General features: G+C 70.7%; 16 protein-coding genes. 5 read left to right on the top strand and 11 right to left on the bottom strand.

Going from position 1 to position 18622, the window contains the following annotated elements:
- Positions 1-82 precede the first annotated feature (82 nt).
- Positions 83-508 carry a CoA-binding protein gene (locus tag OG928_RS21120; protein WP_406286080.1) on the top strand — a complete coding sequence of 142 codons (426 nt, stop codon included), beginning with the start codon at positions 83-85 and terminating at the stop codon, positions 506-508.
- A gap of 43 nt (positions 509-551) precedes the next feature.
- Here the strand turns inward: OG928_RS21120 and purE are convergent, their stop codons facing one another.
- Complete coding sequence (purE, locus tag OG928_RS21115) at positions 552-1085, bottom strand: 5-(carboxyamino)imidazole ribonucleotide mutase (RefSeq protein ID WP_406286078.1); 534 nt, start codon at positions 1083-1085, stop codon at positions 552-554.
- The gene (locus tag OG928_RS21110) at positions 1082-2221 is read right to left on the bottom strand and encodes a 5-(carboxyamino)imidazole ribonucleotide synthase (protein WP_406286076.1); all 1140 of its coding nucleotides are present in this window, start codon (positions 2219-2221) and stop codon (positions 1082-1084) included. The genes purE and OG928_RS21110 overlap by 4 nt, the downstream gene beginning before the upstream one ends.
- Before the next feature lie 234 nt (positions 2222-2455).
- Here OG928_RS21110 and OG928_RS21105 point away from each other — a divergent pair, with 234 nt between their 5' ends.
- Positions 2456-2953 carry a GtrA family protein gene (locus OG928_RS21105; RefSeq protein WP_406286074.1) on the top strand — a complete coding sequence of 166 codons (498 nt, stop codon included), beginning with the start codon at positions 2456-2458 and terminating at the stop codon, positions 2951-2953.
- Positions 2950-3504: a GtrA family protein gene (locus tag OG928_RS21100; RefSeq protein WP_406286071.1), complete on the top strand. Its 555-nt coding sequence runs from the start codon at positions 2950-2952 to the stop codon at positions 3502-3504. The genes OG928_RS21105 and OG928_RS21100 overlap by 4 nt, the downstream gene beginning before the upstream one ends.
- A 39-nt stretch (positions 3505-3543) precedes the next feature.
- Here the strand turns inward: OG928_RS21100 and OG928_RS21095 are convergent, their stop codons facing one another.
- From OG928_RS21095 to OG928_RS21055, 9 genes are all read right to left on the bottom strand, one after another.
- Positions 3544-4809, bottom strand: a complete 1266-nt coding sequence (locus OG928_RS21095) for an ATP-binding protein (protein WP_406286069.1) — start codon at positions 4807-4809, stop codon at positions 3544-3546.
- An 11-nt stretch (positions 4810-4820) separates the two neighbouring features.
- The gene (locus OG928_RS21090; RefSeq protein WP_406286067.1) at positions 4821-5492 is read right to left on the bottom strand and encodes a response regulator transcription factor; all 672 of its coding nucleotides are present in this window, start codon (positions 5490-5492) and stop codon (positions 4821-4823) included.
- 144 nt (positions 5493-5636) lie between these two features.
- On the bottom strand, positions 5637-6479 hold the full coding sequence (locus OG928_RS21085; protein WP_406286065.1) for a hypothetical protein: 843 nt from the start codon (positions 6477-6479) through the stop codon (positions 5637-5639).
- Between the two features lie 210 nt (positions 6480-6689).
- Positions 6690-8012, bottom strand: a complete 1323-nt coding sequence (locus OG928_RS21080) for a hypothetical protein (protein ID WP_406286062.1) — start codon at positions 8010-8012, stop codon at positions 6690-6692.
- A gap of 48 nt (positions 8013-8060) precedes the next feature.
- Positions 8061-8852: a hypothetical protein gene (locus OG928_RS21075; protein ID WP_406286059.1), complete on the bottom strand. Its 792-nt coding sequence runs from the start codon at positions 8850-8852 to the stop codon at positions 8061-8063.
- Entirely contained in the window at positions 8849-10072 is a 1224-nt protein-coding gene (locus OG928_RS21070; protein ID WP_406286057.1) for a hypothetical protein, read from the bottom strand. Before OG928_RS21070 ends, OG928_RS21075 begins: the two co-directional genes overlap by 4 nt.
- 2 nt (positions 10073-10074) lie before the next feature.
- Positions 10075-11814, bottom strand: coding sequence for a WxL protein peptidoglycan domain-containing protein (locus tag OG928_RS21065; protein WP_406286055.1), 1740 nt, complete (start codon positions 11812-11814; stop codon positions 10075-10077).
- Positions 11815-12083: 269 nt separating this feature from the next.
- Positions 12084-13685, bottom strand: a complete 1602-nt coding sequence (locus OG928_RS21060; RefSeq protein WP_406286053.1) for a hypothetical protein — start codon at positions 13683-13685, stop codon at positions 12084-12086.
- A gap of 347 nt (positions 13686-14032) precedes the next feature.
- The gene (locus OG928_RS21055) at positions 14033-14800 is read right to left on the bottom strand and encodes a hypothetical protein (RefSeq protein ID WP_406286050.1); all 768 of its coding nucleotides are present in this window, start codon (positions 14798-14800) and stop codon (positions 14033-14035) included.
- Positions 14801-15639: 839 nt separating this feature from the next.
- Here OG928_RS21055 and OG928_RS21050 point away from each other — a divergent pair.
- The gene (locus tag OG928_RS21050) at positions 15640-16869 is read left to right on the top strand and encodes a hypothetical protein (RefSeq protein ID WP_406286048.1); all 1230 of its coding nucleotides are present in this window, start codon (positions 15640-15642) and stop codon (positions 16867-16869) included.
- A gap of 312 nt (positions 16870-17181) precedes the next feature.
- Complete coding sequence (locus OG928_RS21045; protein ID WP_406286045.1) at positions 17182-18504, top strand: WxL domain-containing protein; 1323 nt, start codon at positions 17182-17184, stop codon at positions 18502-18504.
- Positions 18505-18622: the final 118 nt, after the last annotated feature.

Genomic DNA, 18622 nt, shown 5'->3' with positions numbered 1-18622 from the left:
ACTCACCCGGCTGACGGCGTCGCGCCGTCCGTCTGTCGGGGGGCACCGCGAGCAGCGAGACAAGGACTGCGAGGTCATCAGCATGCCGTACGGCGACGAGGCCACGATCCGACGGATCCTCGACACTCACACCTGGGCGGTGGTGGGGCTCAGCACCAACTCCCACCGCGCCGCATATGGAGTAGCCGCGTTCCTCCGCCAGTGGGGAAAGCGGATCGTACCGGTGCACCCGAAGGCGGAGACCGTGCACGGCGAGCAGGGCTACGCCACGCTCGCCGAGATCCCGTTCCCGGTGGACGCGGTCGACGTGTTCGTCAATTCGGACCACGCCGGCGACATCGCCGACCAGGCCGTCAAGATCGGCGCGAAGGCCGTGTGGTTCCAGCTCGACGTGATCGACGAGAAGGCCTACACCCGGGTCCGCGACGCGGGCCTGGACATGGTCATGGACCGCTGCTCGGCCGTCGAACTCCAGCGGATCACCATGACCGGCACCGCCCGCCACTGACCGTCCACCGGCCGGGCCCGGCCCGCCGCGCCGGACGGGCCGCTCAAGCCCGTCCGGTGTCCGAGGACGACCCGGCCGCGCCGACCCGCTCGCGCAGCTTGCGCCCCTTCTCGGTGGCTTGCGCCTTCAGGTCGGCCTGGAACGCGGTCATCCGGTCGAGCAGCACCGGGTCGTGCGCCGCGAGCATCCGGACCGCGAGCAGCCCCGCGTTGCGCGCACCCGCGATCGACACGGTCGCCACCGGCACGCCCGCGGGCATCTGCACGATCGACAGCAGCGAGTCCATGCCGTCCAGGTACTTGAGCGGCACCGGCACCCCGATCACCGGCAGCGGCGTGACCGCCGCGAGCATCCCGGGCAGGTGCGCGGCACCGCCCGCGCCCGCGATGATCGCCTTCAGGCCGCGCCCGGCGGCCTCGGTGCCGTACGCGATCATCTCCTGCGGCATCCGGTGCGCGGAGACCACGTCGGCCTCGTAGGCGACCCCGAACTCGTCCATGACCTGCGCGGCGAGTTCCATCACCGGCCAGTCCGAGTCGGATCCCATGACGATGCCGACGACGGGCTGCGTGCTCATTCGGTGATGTCCCCTCGGAGGTAGTCGGCGGCGTGCCGAGCGCGCTCGCGCACGTCGTCCAGGTCGTCACCGCACACGGTGACGTGTCCGACCTTGCGGCCGGGCTTCACGTCCTTGCCGTACATGTGCACCTTGACCCCGGGATCGCGGGCCATCACGTGCAGGTACGGGTGGTACATGTCCGGGTAGTCGCCGCCCAGCACGTTGACCATGACGGTCCACGGCGCGCGGGCGCGCGGGTCGCCGAGCGGAAGGTCGAGCACGGCCCGCAGGTGGTTCTCGAACTGCGACGTGACCGCGCCGTCGATCGTCCAGTGGCCGCTGTTGTGCGGACGCATCGCGAGCTCGTTGACCAGGATCCGGCCGTCGCTCGTCTCGAACAGTTCGACCGCGAGGTGGCCGGTGACGTCCAGCTCGCCCGCGATGGTGAGCGCGATCCGCTGCGCCTCGACCGCGCGCTCCTGCGCCAGATCCGGCGCGGGCGCGATCACCTCGCGGCACACGCCGTCGACCTGGATCGACTCGACCACGGGGTACGCGACCGCCTGGCCGTGCGGCGAGCGCACCACGCACGCCGCGAGCTCGCGGGCGAAGTCGACCTTCTCCTCGGCGAGCACCGGCACCCCGGCGGCGAACGGCACGGCGGCGTCCTGCTCGCCGCGCACGATCCACACGCCCTTGCCGTCGTAGCCGCCGCGCGTGGTCTTCAGCACGACCGGCCAGCCGCCCACCTCGGCCGCGAACGCCGCGACGTCGGCGGGATCGGCCACGATCCGGTTGCGCGGGCACGGGACGCCGATCTCGGCCAGCCTGGCCCGCATGACGCCCTTGTCCTGGGCGTGCACGAGCGCCTCGGGGCCCGGGCGCACGGCGACCCCGTCGGCCTTCAGCGCCGTCAGGAGCGCGGTGGGGACCTGTTCGTGGTCGAAGGTGACCACGTCGCAGCCCTGCGCGAAACGGTGCAGGTCGGCGAGGTCGTCCTCGCTGCCGAGCACGACGTCGCCGACGACCTGGGCTGCGGATTCGGACGGGGAGGCGGCGAACACGCGAAAGCGCACACCGAGCGGGATTGCGGCCTGATGCGTCATGCGGGCGAGCTGGCCGCCGCCGACCATGCCGACGACTGGGAACGTCACGGGGGAAGGGTACCGACCCCGCGCCCGTGGGCGTGCCGGCGGGCGTTCGGGGCAGGCGTGGGAGTGGTACCCCCGAACGGCCCTGAGCAACGTGTGACATGTGTGTTGGGAGATGTTCCGGTAAAGAGTCAGCAACGAGCGGGAGACCGTCCGCCGATGTCGAACGGCAACGGCGGATACCCTCGTCAGGTGAATCGTCATGCCGGTAGCACCCGCGGTGCCAGAGGAGCGTCCTTGACTTCGCCCGTGAGCACCCGCCCCGACGCGGACCCCGGGCCGCCGCCGAGCCGAATCACACGCTTTCGTTCCGAGGTCGTGCAGTTCCTCGTCGCGGGCGGGCTCGCCTACGCCGTCGACGTGCTGGTGTTCAACCTCGGCCTCTCGCTCGGGATGGGCGGGGTCGCGGCGAAGATCATGTCGTCGATCCCGGCCACGATCGTGGCCTACATCGGCAACCGCTACTGGACCTACCGCGAGCGGGACCGCACCGGCGTCGGCCGCGAGTACACGCTGTTCTTCGTGTTCAGCGCGATCGCGGCCGGAATCCAGGCGTCGAGCGTCTTCGTCTCGCACAACCTGATGGGCTACGAGAGCAAGCTCGCCGACAACATCTCGGCGAACATCATCGGCATGGCGCTCGGCACGCTGTTCCGCTTCTGGGCGTTCCGTACCTGGGTGTTCAAGCACAAACGACCGGAAGCCGTACCGGTCGTCGAAGGTGGCATGTCGTGAAGGCGCTCCGCGATTGGTACGACCGGGTCGGGCACCTGCTGCACGAGACGCTGAAGTTCGGCGCCGTGGGCGGGTTCGGCGTGATCGTCAACGTGATCGTGTTCAACATCTGCCGCAACCACCTGGGTCTGGCCTCGGTGCGGTCGTCGATGATCTCGACGGCGGTCGCGATCATCGTGAACTACCTCGGCAACCGCTATTGGGCCTTCCGGCACCGGACATCCACCGACACGCGGCGCGAGTTCGTGCTGTTCATGGTGTTCAGCGGGGTCGGCATGGCGATCGAGGCCGGCACGGTGGCGATCTCGCACTACTGGCTCGGGTATCCCTCGCTGCTCGCCGACAACGTCGCGAAGTACGCGGTGGGTCTGCCGCTGGGCACGCTGTTCCGCTTCTGGTCGTACCGCACGTGGGTGTTCACGGGGGCCCACCAGGGCGACCGCAAGCCGGTCCAGGTGGTCGTGCCGCCGGAGCACGTCGAGTCGGACGACATCGGGGTGGACGCGGCCGCGGCCCGCCTGGTCGACGAGGAAGCCAAGACGACCCGTTAGGGCGTGTCCTGGGGCGTGGCGGGCCGGGGCGGCACCCGATCAGTCGACGGGGTAGTCGTGATGGGCGCCCAGGAAGACCGCGAACACCGGTGGACGCTGCTGGAGCAGTTCCAATCGGCCGCCGTCGGCCTCCGCCAGGTCGCGGGCGACGGCCAGGCCCAGACCGGTCGAGTTGTGGCCGCTGACGGCCCGCTCGAAGACCCGCGCACCCAGTTCGTCCGGGACGCCCGGGCCCTCGTCCTCGACCTCGACGACGACCGACGTGCCGGTGGTGCGGGTCCGGATGTTCACCGCGCCCGCGCCGTGCATGAGGGTGTTCTCGACGAGCGTGGCGAGCACCTGGGACAGCGCCCCCGGCGTCGCGACCGCGGTCAGGCCGCGCTCGCCCTCGACCCGGATGCTGCGCTTGGCCTCACGGAAGTTGGGCCGCCACTCGTCGATCTGCTGCTGGATCACGTCGTCCACCCGCACGGTGACCGCGGACATGTTGCGCGGGTCGCGCCCGGCGCTGCCGCGCCGACTGCTGGTGAGCAGTCGCTGGACCACATCGGTGAGCCGTTCGACCTGGGAGAGCGCGATCGCGGCCTCCTCCTTGACGGTCTCCGGGTCCTCGGTCGCGATGATCTCCTCGAGCCGCATGGACAACGCGGTGAGCGGCGTACGCAGCTGGTGCGACGCGTCCGCGGCCAGCCGGCGCTCGGCGGTGAGCATCCGCGCGATCCGCTCCGCGCTCTGGTCCAGGACCTCGGCGACCCGGTCCAGTTCGGGCACTCCGTACCGGCGATGCCGCGGGCGCGGGTCGCCCGAGCCGAGCCGCTCGGCGGTCTCGGCCAGGTCGGTCAGCGGCCGGGCCAGCCGGCGGGCCTGCCACACCGCGAGGGCGGCGGCCGCGGCGACCGCGAGCAGCGCGACGCCGAAGATCAGCAGCAGCGATTCGCGGATCTTGCCGGTGACCCGGTCCCGCGACTCGCCGACCACGACCCGCTCGCCCGTCTCGCCGGTCATCGGCTCCTCGAACAGCCGGCCGGAGGGCTTGCGCCCGATCACCAGGTCGGGCTGCCCGGGCAGGCTCACGATCGCGTAGCGATGCGGCTCGACCTGCCGGTGCAGCAGATCGGCGTCGGGGTGTTCACCGGACGCGAGCCGCAGCTCGACGACCTCCAGCACCCGCGCGGCCTCGGCCTTGAGGCTGTCGCTCGCGGTCGTCTCGATCGCGTGCGTCTCCACGAACGCGAGCGGCACGCCGAGCACGGCCACGACGACCAGGACCACGCCGAGCGTGGTGTTGATGAGCCTGCGACGCAAGGTGGGTCCCGTCAGCTTTTTTCGAAGCGGAAGCCCACGCCGCGCACGGTCGTGATGTAGCGGGGGTTGCCCGCGTCGTCGCCGAGCTTCTTGCGCAGCCACGAGATGTGCATGTCGAGCGTCTTGGTGGAACTCCACCACGTGGTGTCCCAGACCTCGCGCATGAGCTGGTCACGGGTGACCACCCGGCCCGCGTCGCGCACGAGCACGCGCAGCAGGTCGAACTCCTTGGCGGTGAGCTGGAGCTCGTCCTCGCCGATCCACGCGCGATGCGAGTCGACGTCGATCCGCACGCCGTGCACGCCCTGGCCGACATCGGCGGCGCCGCGGCGGAGCAGGGCGCGCACGCGCGCGAGCAGTTCGGCCAGCCGGAACGGCTTGGTGACGTAGTCGTCGGCGCCGGCGTCGAGGCCGACCACGGTGTCCACTTCGTCGGCGCGCGCGGTCAGGACCAGAACCGGGAAGCCGTGCCCCTCGGCACGCAGCCGCCGGCACACCTCCAGGCCGTCCATGCCGGGTAGACCGAGGTCGAGGACGAGCAGGTCCACCCCGCTCTGCGCGGCGCATTCAAGAGCGCTTGGGCCGTCCTCGCGCACCTCGACCTCGTAGCCCTCTCGGCGCAACGCACGCGCGAGCGGTTCGGAGATGGATGCGTCGTCCTCGGCGAGCAGTACGCGGGTCATGACCTTGATGTTACTGAGCCATCGGCGTGAGGTTGACGAGCTCCGGCCGACAGACCTTCGGGCACCGGGAATCGGTGGGGAATCCGAGGGGGATTTTTCCCCGATCCCAGGACGCCGACCGGGCTCCCGCTCCCCCGGATCGCCTCACTCGTCCTCCTCGTGCCGGCGCCACGAGTACAGCATCGTCGCCACGGCCATCGCGAGGATCAGCACGCCGCACACGATCGCGAAGATCGTCGCGCCGGACATGCCGTCGTCGTCCCCGGCCGGTGCGGCCTGTGCGTCGCCGGTCGCCTTGCCTGCCTCCTTCGCGAGGGCGGCAGGGTCCGCGGCGGGACTCTCGGCGCGCTGTGGCGGCGTCTGCGCGAGCGTCGACACCGGCGCCTGCGCGGGGGACTGCGAATCGGCGCGGCCCGACGGCCCGTCCAGGCCCTTGTCCTGCAGGTCGACCTTGAGGGTCAGCGCGGGCGGCGCCGGGCTCGCGGGGAAGCACGTGGTGATCTGGTCGCCGAAGATGGCGGTGCTGGTGACCATCTTCCCCGGGGCGATCATGATGTCGCCGCGGGCGTCGAGCGGGACGGTGATCTCGCCCTCGTACGGCGGCACCACGATCTGCGCCGGCGTGCCCGGGATGTCGACGCGCATCTTCGGGCCCTGGAGCGTGAGTTCGCCGGCCGCGCCGCCGGAGAGCACGAGCTGGATCGACGGCGTCAGCGGCGTCCCCGGGAACGGAAGCGGGCTGGTCGCGGGGCTGCCGCCGAGGGTGACCTTGATCCGTACCTTGTCGCCGGGGCGGACCGGATCGGTCGGGCCGTCGAGCGAGATCTGCTGCGGGCCGTCCACGGGGGGCTGGTCGAGCGGGATGACGCAGTGCACCTGCACGGTCAGGGGTTCCGCCGCAGCGGGCGGAGCGAGCGCGAGCGCCGTGCCGGCCGTGCAGCCCAGTGCGAGGGCGGCGCTCGCTATGCGTGGAGCCGAGAGAGCCATCGGGTGTCGCGTTCCTTCTCGTGGGTGACCTGCGTGACGCCGGTGACCTGGGAGTTGTCGGTGTCGCGCTGGTGCGGGTGGGGTGGGGATGTACCGAGGTGGCGGAATATAGCCGAAGGGCCCCCCGGCCGGGTGAGGACCGGCCGGAGGACCCTTCTGTGCCATGGAGTTCATCCACCGCGCTTGTTACAACCGGGAACCGACGGAACGTCAGATCTGGTTGCGCATGCGCCGGCGGTAGGGCACGAACAGCATCAGCGCGATCGCGCCGAGCACGGCCGTACCGGCCGCCATGGCGAACGCGGTCATGCCGTCACCCTCGGCACCGGTGTTCGCGAGGTCGCCCGGGTTGTTGTTGCCCGTCGGGGTCTGGGAGAGGGTCTGCGAGGGCGTCTCGGAGTTCGCGGGCGGCGTGCCCTGGTCGCCGGTCGCCTTCAGGGTGGCCGACACCGTGGTCTTGGTGACCGAGCAGGTGGTGGTGGACTTGGCGTTGAGCGTGCCGACCTTGGCCGAGGTGGCCACCTTCAGCTCACCGGGCTTGAACGTGAAGTCGCCGCCACCCCAGACGTCGAACTTGCCCGTGACCGGACCGTCCAGGATCAGGGCGTCACCCTTGTTGACCGTGATCGTCTTCGCCGGGGCGGTCAGGTCGATCGACTTCTTGTTGCTGCCCTCCTCCACGTCGACCTTGAAGGTCGGCGTGAAGGTCAGCTCGATGTTGTCCATCGGCAGCGACGCGGGCGCCTGGCCGACGACGTTGTCCTTGAACTTCGCCGAGATGTCGAGCTTGTCACCCTTCTTGGCCGTGCTCGCGACGGTGATTGTGGCGGCATAGGTCGGCGTCGTGTCCGGGATCTCGATCGGGAAGCCCTCGACCACGGTCTTGCACTTGTATTCGATGGTCACCTCCTTGCCGTTCGGCGGTCCCTGGGTACCGGGCGGCTCGGTCGTGGGCGGCGTCGTCGTGGGCGGCGGGGTCGCGCCCGCGTCGACCGGCAGCTTCCCGAGCTTGGGCGCGCCGTTCACGGTGCACGGCACATCGAGACCGCCCGCGTTGAGCACCAACTTGGTCGGGGTGAGCTCGATGTCGCCCGTGGCGTTCGACGGCACCTTGATCTTCGCGTTGAACGGGGGAAGCGTGATCGGCTGCCCCTCCGTGACCGAGACCTTCCCGGTCTCGCCCTCGAGCTTCAGGGCATCGGTGGAACCCCCCGACGCCTTGGCGTCGAGCGTCGCGGTGAAGTCCACCGGAGCAGGCAAGGTCAGCGGGCCCTTGACCGGGGTGGCACCCATGGACACCTTGACCGTGGCCGTGCCGCCCGGGGCGGTCTTGGCCGTCGGCATCTCCACCGCGATGTTGAAGTCGTCGGTGACGTCCGGCGAGCCCGCCGGAAACGGGATCTTGCAGGTCATGTTGACCTTGACCGGGTCGGCCGCCTGCGCGGCGGGCGCCAGCGCGATCATGCCGGTGCCACCCGCCACCAGCATGCCGCCGATCGCGGCTGTAGCGAGTCGTGTCTTGGCCTTGCTCATCAGGTTGTGCTCCCTTCGTCGGGGCGGGACTCACCCCGTCGTGTTCGGTCAGCTGAGCGTGAGCGTCAAGGTCGCCGAGTAGCTCTCGGCCGACGTGTTCCGGTCGGGCAGACGCAGGATCAGGTCCGCTCCGACGTCGAACTCACCCCCCGTGACGCTCGGTGACGCCGATGTAGAGCAAAGGGTTGCCGTCCGACTCGACTGCGCCCGGTTTCCGGGCTTCGCCGAGCTGGGATAGGGGCCGCGCCCCGGATGCGGGGTGCAGTACGGATTCCAGACGAGGTTGTGTGCCTCGATCCGGGTTCCGTCCTCCGCCCGGAAGTCGGACATCGCACCCGTGAGGGTCCAGCCGTGGCGCGAACCCCGAAAGTCCTGCACGAGCATCGGGTTCAAGGCACCCTTCGCGGTGCCGCTCACCCGATCCACCGTGAGCCGGCTCTGGCCGGTGCCCGGCGTACTGACCGCCAGGACTCCCGGGTTGACGTTGCCGTCCACCCGGGCCGGGGACCGGGGTTGCTCGATCCTGGTGTCCCAGTCGAGATCCCCGGATCCGCCGGGCGAACCGGTCCGGCCGTCGGTCGTGCCGCCGCCGGCGTCGCCCGAGCCGGTCGAGTCGCCGGTGGTCGCGCCGTCGCTCGGCGGCGCCGAGAGCGCGCCCTCGGTGGTGCTCGGCGCGGGCCGGAACACCCCGCCGCCGTCCGGGCCGGGCTGGTCGGTGACCTTGGACTGCGACGGGCCGAACTCGCCGCCGCCCGGCCCGATATAGAGCGCGAGCACGCTGCCGACCACCGCGACGGTCGCGATGAGGGCGGCGGCTCCCGTACGGGGGCGGGTGGTCATCGGTCCCGACCCCCCGACTCGTCGGGTCGGGGCCGGCCGCCCTCGGCGGGCTCGGCGTCGGCGTACAGCGGACCGCCGATCACCACCGTCTCGACAATCGAACGGATGGGGCGTTTGCTCAGGTCGACCGGTTCGCCGGGCTCGGCCGGTGCGTCCGGTGCGGCCGGCGGGCGGCGGTTCGCGGTCTTGGCCGCTGACGCTCCGTCATCCGCCGTGTCCTCGACGGGTGTTCGGTTGCGCATCGGCCTCCCGGTGAGCGAGGACGTCTCCGGCAGCCCGACTTCGCGCTCGCGCTCGGACGTCCGCCGGGCTCGCTGCTCGCCGATCAACTCGACGATCCGCAGGAACAGTCGCCAGATCGCCACGGGGACGACGATCACCAGGAGGGCGCCGAAGATGTATACGCCCCACGGTCGGCCGACCTCCAGGGCCTGCTCGTCCACGATCTGGCCGTCGTACATCACGCGCCAACTGAAGGTGCCGTGCTGCCGGGCGTCCAGTTCCACCGGAAGCGAGACGGTGGTCCGCTGACCCGGCGCGATCGTGATGTGCGACTCGAAGTCCTCCCACGTCGGGGCGTAGACGCCTTCGTAGAAACCGATCCGGAAGGTCGGGTTGATGATCGCCGTCTGGCCCATGTTCCCGACCTCGATCCGGAACCGGCGTTGGACCGGTGAACCGAACCAGGTGAAGATCGTGTCCTCGCCGACCATCGCGCTGTCGATGAACACCAGCCGCCCGGGCGTCTTGACCAGTTGCGGCAGCGGCGCGAACGGAGCGCCGTCGATCTCCAGCGGCACACTCGCGTCCTTCGCCGGGCCGTTCATGACCACGGCGATCCGGACGACGCACGGACAGGGGGACGGCGGAACGACCGCCGTCAGGGTGATCGCGACGTTGCCGCCCGCGTCGACGGTGCCGCTCGCGGCGCTCGCCGCGGCGCAGTTGACGGTGCCGCGCAGGCCGTTCTCGCCGCAGATGCTCGCCTGGACCAGCGATCCGGGCGTCCAGTCGCCGCCGACCACGGACACTTTGTCCCCGACCGCGGCCTTGCCGGGGTCGATGGACGCGCTGGGGTTGGCGCCCGGCGGCGGGTCCGCCGCACGCGCGGGCGCCGTGCCGCCCAGGGCGACGAACCCCAGCAGCAGCACGGCGATCAGCGCGAGGGCGGCACCGCGGGAGCGGCCGACCCGAGCTGCGTTGTGGACGCGGTGACCCATGATCAACGGCCGACCCCCGCGGAGTCCGCCGAGTCCGCCGAGTCCGCCGCTTCCTCGGCGGCCGGGGCGTCGGCGCGCGGTCGGGGCGGCGGCTGCTTGCCCTTCGGGCGCTTGGCGGTCTTCTTCGGGGCGGCGGCAGCGGGCTTGTCGGCGGCCGCAGCGGGCTGCTCGGCGGGCTCGGCCGGCGCGGCGGCGGGCTCGTCCGCTTCGGCGGCCGTGTCCTCGGCGGGCTTGTCCGTCGCAGGCTTGTCCGCCGCGGGCTCCGCTTCGGCAACCGCCGCGGGGAGTTCGCTCGCGACAGGCTCGGCGTCGGCCTCGGGAGACTCGGTCGCCTTGTCCTCGGTGGCCTTGTCCTCGGCCGCCTTGCCCTCGGTCACCTCGACGTCGTCGGCCGCGGCCGTTTCGTCACCGGAGTCGGCAACGGCAACCGGCGTCTCGGCGACGGCTTCCTCGGCCTCGGCGGGCGCCTCGGACGCGGATTCGACCGACTCGACCGACTCGTCGTCCTTCGCGGCACCCACGGGCGCCGCCGGCTTCGCCGGCTCGGGGTCCGGCACCGGCGCGGCTTCCGCCTCGACCGGCGCCTTCGCCGGCTCGGGCTCGCCGGACGTCTCGGCGTGCTCGGCGGCCTTCGTCGCAGCCGGTGCGGCCGGGATCGGCGGCAGCACGGTGGTGTCGTCGGTCGGGCCGCTCGGCCCCTCGGGCTTGGCCGGGTCCCCGCCCTTGCCACCCTTGCGGTTGTTGCGCCACAGGTTCCAGCCCAACCCGCCGGCGAGCAGGAGGACGGCCAGCGTGAGCAGGCTCGGCCACGGCACCGCCGTGTAGGAAACGCTCGCGCTGTCCTTGACGTTCAGGTCGGCGGCCCCGCCGCTGACCTTGATCGTGACGTGGTCCAGACGCGGCGCGTCCTTCCAGTCGATGACCTTCTCCACGGTCGCGCCGGGCAGGATCTCGGTGCCCTCGTCCACCTTGTCGAACAGCTCGCGGCCGAACAGGCCCTTGGCCTCGATGTCGAACTTGGGGCGCAGGATCACGTTGCCGCGGTTGACGATCCGATAGGTGATCTTCGCCCTGCCCGAACCGAAGAACTGGCCGAAGCCCGCGTTGCGCTCGACGTCGATCTTCTGGATGTCCACGGCCGGCAGCGCGTCGCCCTGGACCCGGAGATAGACACGGGCACCGATCTGGCGCTGGATGTTGACCTTGATCTGGCCCTGCTGCTTGGTGCCCTCGACCGCGGTGTTGAGCGCGACCACGGCCCCGGGGTGGTCACCGGGAGTCGCGTTCGGCGGGATGACGATGTTGAACGGGACCGCGCGCTTCTCGCCCGGCTGCAGGGTCAGCGTCTGGTTCTCGGGCGCGACCTGGATCCAGGTGCCGATGTCGGTCTGCTTGTCGGTGACCGTGCGCAACGCAAAGCCGCCGTCGCGGGGCGTGTTGTACGCGTCCGCGCCGAACAGCTTCATCGTGAGCGGCGCCGGGCTCGTGTTGTGCACCGTCACGGTGTCCGGGACGGTCGTGCCGGCGGCGCCTTCGAGGAAGAAGTAGCGGCGCGCGTTCTGGCTGGTGCCGTCGGGCACGAAGGGATCGACCGACCATTCGCCGTTTCCGGCGGCCGACGCGGGCGTCGGCGCGACCAGGGTCAGCGCCGCGAACAGCGTTGCCAGCACTGCGAACAGCGTGCCCAGGGTTCGTGTGCGTCCGCCTTGCCGGCGGCTCGGGAGGGCCGAGGTGCCCGTCATCGGTGTCTCCAGCTGGTCTGTGTGCTGCGGATCGAATGGGCCGGCTTCGGGAGCGGATCCGAAGGGCCCGCGCTGTGTGCCTGAGTGGTGCTGACGCGGATCGGACGAGTGCGGTGTGGGCGGGACGGGCCGGCTGCCCGCCCCACCCTCCGCTCTGCGTCGATCCGCAGCGGCCCGCGCCGGCGGATCGTGGGCCACGGATGGTGTCCGTGGCCCACGAGCCCCTGGTTTCAAGGCCGTTCGAGGTCTCCGCGCCGGAGGGTTCCGGTTTAGGAGATGGAGAGGGTGAGCGTCGCGCTGTAGGTGCCGGGGGCCTGGTAGGCGGGAACCGCCAGGGCCAGACCCGCGTCGGCGGCGAACGTGCCACCCGTGACCGCCGCGTTGGGCGCGGAGGCCAGCGTGGCGCCGGTCTTGCCGATCGGGCCGGCGCTACCGGCCACGGCCTGGCTCGGCGAACCCTCGCCCGGCGTGACCTTCGGGGTCCACGAGAACTTCTCCGCCGCGATGGTGCCGCCCGCGCCGTTGCTGAAGTCCGTCACCGAACCGGTCAGTGTCCAGCCGGTGGCCCCGCCGCGGTAGTCCTTGACCGTCACCGTGTTCAGGGCGCCGGTCATGTTCTGCTCGGTCCCGTTCAGGGTCACGTCGGACAGCTTGATCCCGCCGTTCTCCTGAGAGATCGTCAGGGCGCCGCCGGCGATCTTGCCGGTGAGGTCCTGCTTCAACGAGCCGGCCGGGGGTTCGACCCCGTCGACCGTGAACGGCGCGCCTGCGGACAGCGTGCCGGTGGTGTCCTCGGAGGCCGCGATCAGCGTGGTGTCGGCCTTGTTGACCTTGACCTTCGCGGTGAACTTGCCGTCCGTGCCGGCCTTCGCCATCACCAGACCGGGGACATCCGGCTGCTGCGCGGCGTTGGTCGGGATCACGTACACGTCGGCGCCCGGCGTGTAACCCTCGCCGGCGACCGTGACCTCGGTGCCGACCGGCCCGTGGGTCGGGTCGAGGGTGAGCTTGCGCGGGTTGCTCGGGACGTCCGCCTTGACCGAGACGTTCGAGGTCTTGGACTTGTCGCCGACGGTGACCTTGAGCTGGTACGAGCCGTCCGCGACGGTCGCGCCGATCGTCGCGGTACCGGCGAGCGCGCCGTCCGTGACCGTGAGCGCCCCGGTGACCTTGGTCGCGTCACACGCGTTGCCGGTCGAGTCGCACAGCGCGACCGTGGGGGTACCTGCCGGCCAGTTCGTACCGGCGACGGTGAGGGCGCCGCCGGGCTTGACCTGTCCGGGAGTCGTGGTCAGGGTCGGGTCCAACGGCGGGGTGTCGGCGACCTTGTAGGACGCGACGACGCCGTTGCTGCCGGTCACCTGGCAGGTGGCCGTGGTGATCTTGTTCGCCTGACCGGGCAGGTAGACGTCCAGTGCGAACGTCTTGAGGGTCAGGTCGATCTTGGTGCCCGGGGCGGCCTGCGGAATGGCCAGGTCGGCGGTGAACTCGGGCGGGTTGATGCCCACCGTGGGACCGATGTCCGCGGTGAACTTCGGGGCGGTCAGGGTCACTTCGCCGCCGGTGCTCAACGCGAAGGTGTACTGGCCGACGAAGCCGATACCGGGGAAGGCGGTGTCCGGCCGCAGTGGATTCTCGCCCGCGTCGATCTTGGCCTGCACCGTCCCCGGCGCGTCACCGGTGTCCGGCGTGAGCGCCACGTCGAACGTCTGCTTGCCGGACTTGTTCCAGTTCAGGATCGGCTCGGTGCAGGTCAGGTCCGGGTTGACCGATCCGGCGTATGCCATCGGCGCGCCCGCGATCAGTCCGGCCGTACCCGCGATCATCGCGACGCCGAGCGACGCGACAACCTTCTTGCTGGGTTTGAACATTGTGGTGCTGCTCCCTTCAGGGGGTTACCACCGGCCGCCAGGGGGCGGGGCGGTCGAACACCACACCGGAGCCGGTGTCGGGGAGCGTCGCACTACCATGAGACCGGCGCTCCGGTGCCGTACCTGGGGCGGTCGCCTCGCTCGAGATCCGTTTGCACACGGCCGAGGCGGCCGTCTCACTGTCCGTCGATTCCCTTGCGGGGCGCGGACCCTGCTGGTGCGAATTGAAACCTGTTACAGATTCTGGCGTGCCATTCACGCGCGATCACGCCGCATAGTCAATAGCCGACGGTGAGCGACACGGTCGGCCTTCCGAATATGGAAGGCCGACCGCTCCGTGCCATCGATCAAGCGTTGCGAGAGGCCCGAACCCGACGGGTCGCGAGCAGGACGCCGCCGATGCCGAGCAGACCGACGGTGCCGCCGAGCAGACCCATGGAGAGCGCGTCGTCGAGCGGGCCGGTCTTGGGCAGCGTGCCGCCGCCGGTGGTGCCCGTCGTCCCGGTGGTTCCGGTCGTGCCCGTGGTCCCGGTGGTCCCCGTGGTCCCGGTGGTACCGGTCGTGCCCGTCGTCCCGGTGGTCCCCGTCGTGTTCGCGGCCGGGAGCTGCACCGAGAACGCCACCGGAGCCGTGCCGGTGACGTCACAGGGGACGTTCAGCGTCAGCGGCGGCTCGGGGACCTCGATCTTCAGGGAGAACTTCTTGGGGATCAGTTCCAGCTTCCCCTTGGCCGCGGCCGGCACCGAGACGTTGGCCGCGAACGCGCCCACGTCGATCCCGGCCGCCGCCTCGACGCTCAGGCTGGCCGTGCCGCCCACGGCGGTGACGGTGGCGGAGCCGCCCTCGTACTTCGCGGTGAAGGTCAGCGTCGGCGTAATCTTGACGGTGGCCTTGATCGGCGAGGCCGCCGGGCTGACGCCCGGATCGATGTTCAACTGGATCGACTTGCCGGGCTCGGCCGAGCTCGGACCGGTGACCGTGAACGGCTGGGGACCCGACTTGCTCGGCCCGCCCATGGCGGCCGCGACGACGGGGTCACTGAAGTCGCATTTCACCTGAGTGGTGATCGGCGCCGCGTTCGCCTGCGGCGCGAACGCCAGCATGCTGCCCGCCATGACGGCAATCGCCGCCAATCCGCCCGCTGTTCGCTTGTGGGGCCTGACCATAGGGTGATTCTCCCTTCGGGGGATCTCTTGCTTGCCACGCAGTCCTGATCGGAACGGCCGGAGCGGCACGCGCTCAGCAGGGCCGTTCCGGCACGTCGGCCTGCACCGACCCGTCACGCGCCCCGACTCATCGGGCACACGCGGTCGCCACACCCGACTTCCCCCTTTCGAGGCGCGGACCGGGCGGAAAACCCGGACCACGCGAGCACCGGCGGGACACGCCTTGCGTTCCCTGGAAGGGGCTTCCCTTGGCGCATCCGGGAGACATCGACACTGTTCCAGTACTTGATGTCACGTCAGATCTTCGGGTGACGGTACGACAAGTGGCATGAGCGGACAACAGCGATAAGCAGAAAATCTGCATCCGTCGGACACGGTTCCATATCGCGCGGACCTGCGGAATCGCTGTGTCGACAAGACGGTTGACAGGTCGTCACAAACTCGACACGTGTCGAGCGAGGTGCGGCTTTCGCCCCGGAAAGAAAGGGGGACCCCGGGCGAACATGCCCGAGGCCCACCTTCGCGCTCGACTCCACGACCACGGGACCGTCGTCGACGGCGTGTCGGGCCGAGCGACCGGCCCGCGACCGCCTCGGACGTGACGCTCGACCGTGTCGACGACGACGCTCCGTGCCGTCGCTTCTCGAACCCGTCACAGCCGGGGAAGATCCCTTGACACCACGTCAGGCAAGCGGAATCAATGGGCATTTGGCTCATTTATGGAACACGTTTCAGGTCCCTCGCGTCCCAGTGGATCCGGGGTCCGACAGGAAAGGAGCGTCCCGCGCATGGTTCCACCCCGCAGGAGGCTGCTCGCGATGTTGGGGGCGGGCGTGCTCGCCGCCGGCGCGGCAGGTCTCACGGCTGTCGCACCCGCGGCACAGGCGGCGCCCGTGGAGCACGAGGTGAGTTGCGAACCGCCGCCCGCCGCCGGTCCCGTCTTCACGTGGAAGCCGAAGATCGAGCTTTCCGTGTCGCCGCCCAAGCAGGGCACGTACAAGGTCGGCGAAGAGGTGACCGTCACCTGGCACTGGGCAACACCCCCGCGCAACCCGTGGACGTGGACCGGTGTCCTCCCGGACACCGAGACTCCGAACGCCACGGTCAAGCTCTCCAACGCCCAGGTCGGCGACATCGCGCTCGCGGGCCCCGCGAAGCACCCGGCCGTCGGCCGCTCCGAGCCGCTCCCGCTCGCGGACATGACCGGCAGGTTCACCATCGCGGCGGAGGGTCGGATCGACCTGGCCCCCGGGGCGTACGTACTCAAGCAGTTCCTGATCCGGGACTCGCCCTGCACTCCGGTACATCCCGACCGCCTGCCCGTCTCGGCGAGCATCGAGGTCGGCATCCGCCAGACGCCGGGGCCGGGTGCCAACGGCGGTTCGGGCACCGCCGCCGGTTCGTCCGGGACACCCTCCACCCCGCCCCCGAGCAGCACCTCCACCGGCCCGCCCGCCGGCACCGTCGGCGATCCGACGCTCGGTGGAACCGGCGCGACGGCCGGGCCCACCACCGGGTCCACCGCTCCGCCGAGCACCCTTCCACTGCCACCCGCCGGCCAGGTACCGCAGACGCCCGTGGACGCCGTGGCCGGACCACTGTTCATGCGCCAGGATCAGGCCGGGGTGACCATGCCGCAGTTCCAACCCACCGGCGACCCGCAGCAGTTGGAGGGTCGGCTCAACCCGGTGTCCATCGTGGACCGACGCGGCAGCACGCTCGGGTGGACGCTGACCGCCCAGACCAGCGACTTCGTCGGCCAGGGCGGCGAGGTCATCCCCGCCCGGCAGCTCACCTGGATCCCGGCCTGTACGACCGTCGAGGGCCCGCCCGCCACCGTCGGCACCGGTGTGCCCGGCACGGTCGGCGGCAGCGCCGAGGTGCTGTGCCGGCAGAACCCGAGCACCGGCGCCGTCACCGGCGGCGCGTTCGAGGCGAACGCCCTGCTGAACCTGTCGCTCCCCGGCGGCTCGCGCTCCGACACCTACACGGGGAATCTGACGCTCAGTCTGAGCTGAGTCACCGTCGGCAATCGGGACGCCCTCCTCGCGCGACATGAGGAGGGCGTCCTTCCGTTTTTTCCCGCCCGAATCCCTTGACTTTGTGATCTTGCTGACGCGGAATGAGCGAGCACAATTTCTGTAACACGTTCCACCGACCTGGCAGGGCCGCACCTCGCGGCGGCACCCGCCCGGCCGCGCACGAGGCATCGGGGCCCGCGCGGGCGTGTATACCCGCCGACCACACGCGCGGCCTCTCGATGTGGTGTTTCGGCTGCCCCGCCTTCCCCGGCGCCGGCAGAGCGGTAACCGAGAAAAGGAACGCACCATATGTTCAAGGCAAACAAGCAACTCGCCGCGTCGCTCGGCGTCGTGACGATCGCCGGCACCGTCGGCATGGTGGCGCTCGCACCCGCCGCGAACGCGGCGGAGGTGTCCTACACCTCGCACTGCGTGAACCAGATCGTCAAGGACCTGGTGATCCCGGACGGCGACCTGAAGATCGACCTGACGGTCGCGCCGGCCAAGGCGCGCTACGACATCGGCGAAGAGGTCACGGTCACCTGGACCTGGAAGTCGTACCCGAAGGCGCCGCCGGAGATCCCCGTCGTCGGCAAGGTGGACAAGGACTCGACGCTGCCCAAGGGCAGCGTCACCCTCGGCGGCGCGGCCACCGGTGCGGTCGCGGTCGAGGGTCAGCGGATCAACCCCGAGACCGGTCCGGGCCAGGAGCTCGTGCTCACCAACATGACCGGCAAGGTCAAGCTGACCCAGGCCGGCGACGTGACGCTGACCCCTGGGCTGTACTCGACCTTCACCAAGGCCTTCGGCTTGGACGCCGAGACCAAGTGCAACCCGGTCAACACGGTCGCCCCCTCGGCCACCCTCAAGGTCGGCGCGGCCGACCAGCCGGTGCTGAGCGCGCCCTCCGGCGCGGTCGAGCCGGGTACCGAAGTGGCCCTGACCGGAACCAAGTTCGCCCCCGGCGCGGTGACCGCGACGTTGGACGGCAACGCCGCCGGGATCGCCGGCTCCACGCTCGCCGTGGACGCGGCCGGCAACCTGACCGGCAAGGTCAAGCTCGCCGGCGACGTCGCCAACGGCACGCACACGCTCGCGGTGGCCGACAGCGCGGGCAACGCCGGCCAGGCGCAGCTCCTGGTCCGCAAGAAGGTCGAGCCGCCCAAGCCCGGCGACCTGACCCAGAAGCTCGACGGCACGATCACCGCCGGCGCGCTGACCATCACGCAGCAGTCCGGCGGCATCCGGCTGTCCGAGGTCGGCGTGAGCGCGCAGGACCAGACCATGACGGGCAAGCTCAACACCGTCACCGTCACCGACCTGCGCGGCGGCAACGCCGGGTGGACGCTGACCGGTTCGATCACCGACTTCGCGACGGAGGCCGGCGAGACCATCCCCGCCGACCGCTTCTCCTGGAAGCCGAAGGCCACCAAGGCCGACGAGAAGTCGAAGGGCACACCGGTCGCGGGCAGCGCGGGCACCATCGGCGCGGGTGCGACCCTCGCCTCCGTGGCCCAGGGCACGACCAACACCGGCGGCACCTTCTCCGCCGACGCCGACATCGACCTGAAGGTTCCGGCCTACCAGGGCGCCGGCGACTACAGCGCGACGCTGACCCTGTCGATTTCCTGACAGTATTCGTCGGTTCACCGACGGGGCGCCCGCCGCATTCCCTCACTGCGCGGTGGGCGTCCCGTCGCCCGTTCCCGCCCGTCGAATCCGCACACAAATCGTTGTCGCCGGATCGCGT

It is taken from the genome of Embleya sp. NBC_00896, from assembly GCF_045207785.1.
In the GTDB taxonomy this organism is placed as follows: domain Bacteria; phylum Actinomycetota; class Actinomycetes; order Streptomycetales; family Streptomycetaceae; genus Embleya.
The sequence above is the reverse complement of the archived record's forward strand: the minus strand, read 5'-3'. Positions and strand labels throughout refer to the sequence as shown.

Coding starts and splice junctions, on each gene's coding strand:
- OG928_RS21120 (WP_406286080.1), top strand. CDS start 83: ATGCCGTACGGCGACGAGGCCACGATCCGACGGATCCTCGACACTCAC.
- purE (WP_406286078.1), bottom strand. CDS start 1,085: ATGAGCACGCAGCCCGTCGTCGGCATCGTCATGGGATCCGACTCGGAC.
- OG928_RS21090 (WP_406286067.1), bottom strand. CDS start 5,492: ATGACCCGCGTACTGCTCGCCGAGGACGACGCATCCATCTCCGAACCG.
- OG928_RS21085 (WP_406286065.1), bottom strand. CDS start 6,479: ATGGCTCTCTCGGCTCCACGCATAGCGAGCGCCGCCCTCGCACTGGGC.
- OG928_RS21080 (WP_406286062.1), bottom strand. CDS start 8,012: ATGAGCAAGGCCAAGACACGACTCGCTACAGCCGCGATCGGCGGCATG.
- OG928_RS21075 (WP_406286059.1), bottom strand. CDS start 8,852: ATGACCACCCGCCCCCGTACGGGAGCCGCCGCCCTCATCGCGACCGTC.
- OG928_RS21070 (WP_406286057.1), bottom strand. CDS start 10,072: ATGGGTCACCGCGTCCACAACGCAGCTCGGGTCGGCCGCTCCCGCGGT.
- OG928_RS21065 (WP_406286055.1), bottom strand. CDS start 11,814: ATGACGGGCACCTCGGCCCTCCCGAGCCGCCGGCAAGGCGGACGCACA.
- OG928_RS21060 (WP_406286053.1), bottom strand. CDS start 13,685: ATGTTCAAACCCAGCAAGAAGGTTGTCGCGTCGCTCGGCGTCGCGATG.
- OG928_RS21055 (WP_406286050.1), bottom strand. CDS start 14,800: ATGGCGGGCAGCATGCTGGCGTTCGCGCCGCAGGCGAACGCGGCGCCG.
- OG928_RS21050 (WP_406286048.1), top strand. CDS start 15,640: ATGGTTCCACCCCGCAGGAGGCTGCTCGCGATGTTGGGGGCGGGCGTG.
- OG928_RS21045 (WP_406286045.1), top strand. CDS start 17,182: ATGTTCAAGGCAAACAAGCAACTCGCCGCGTCGCTCGGCGTCGTGACG.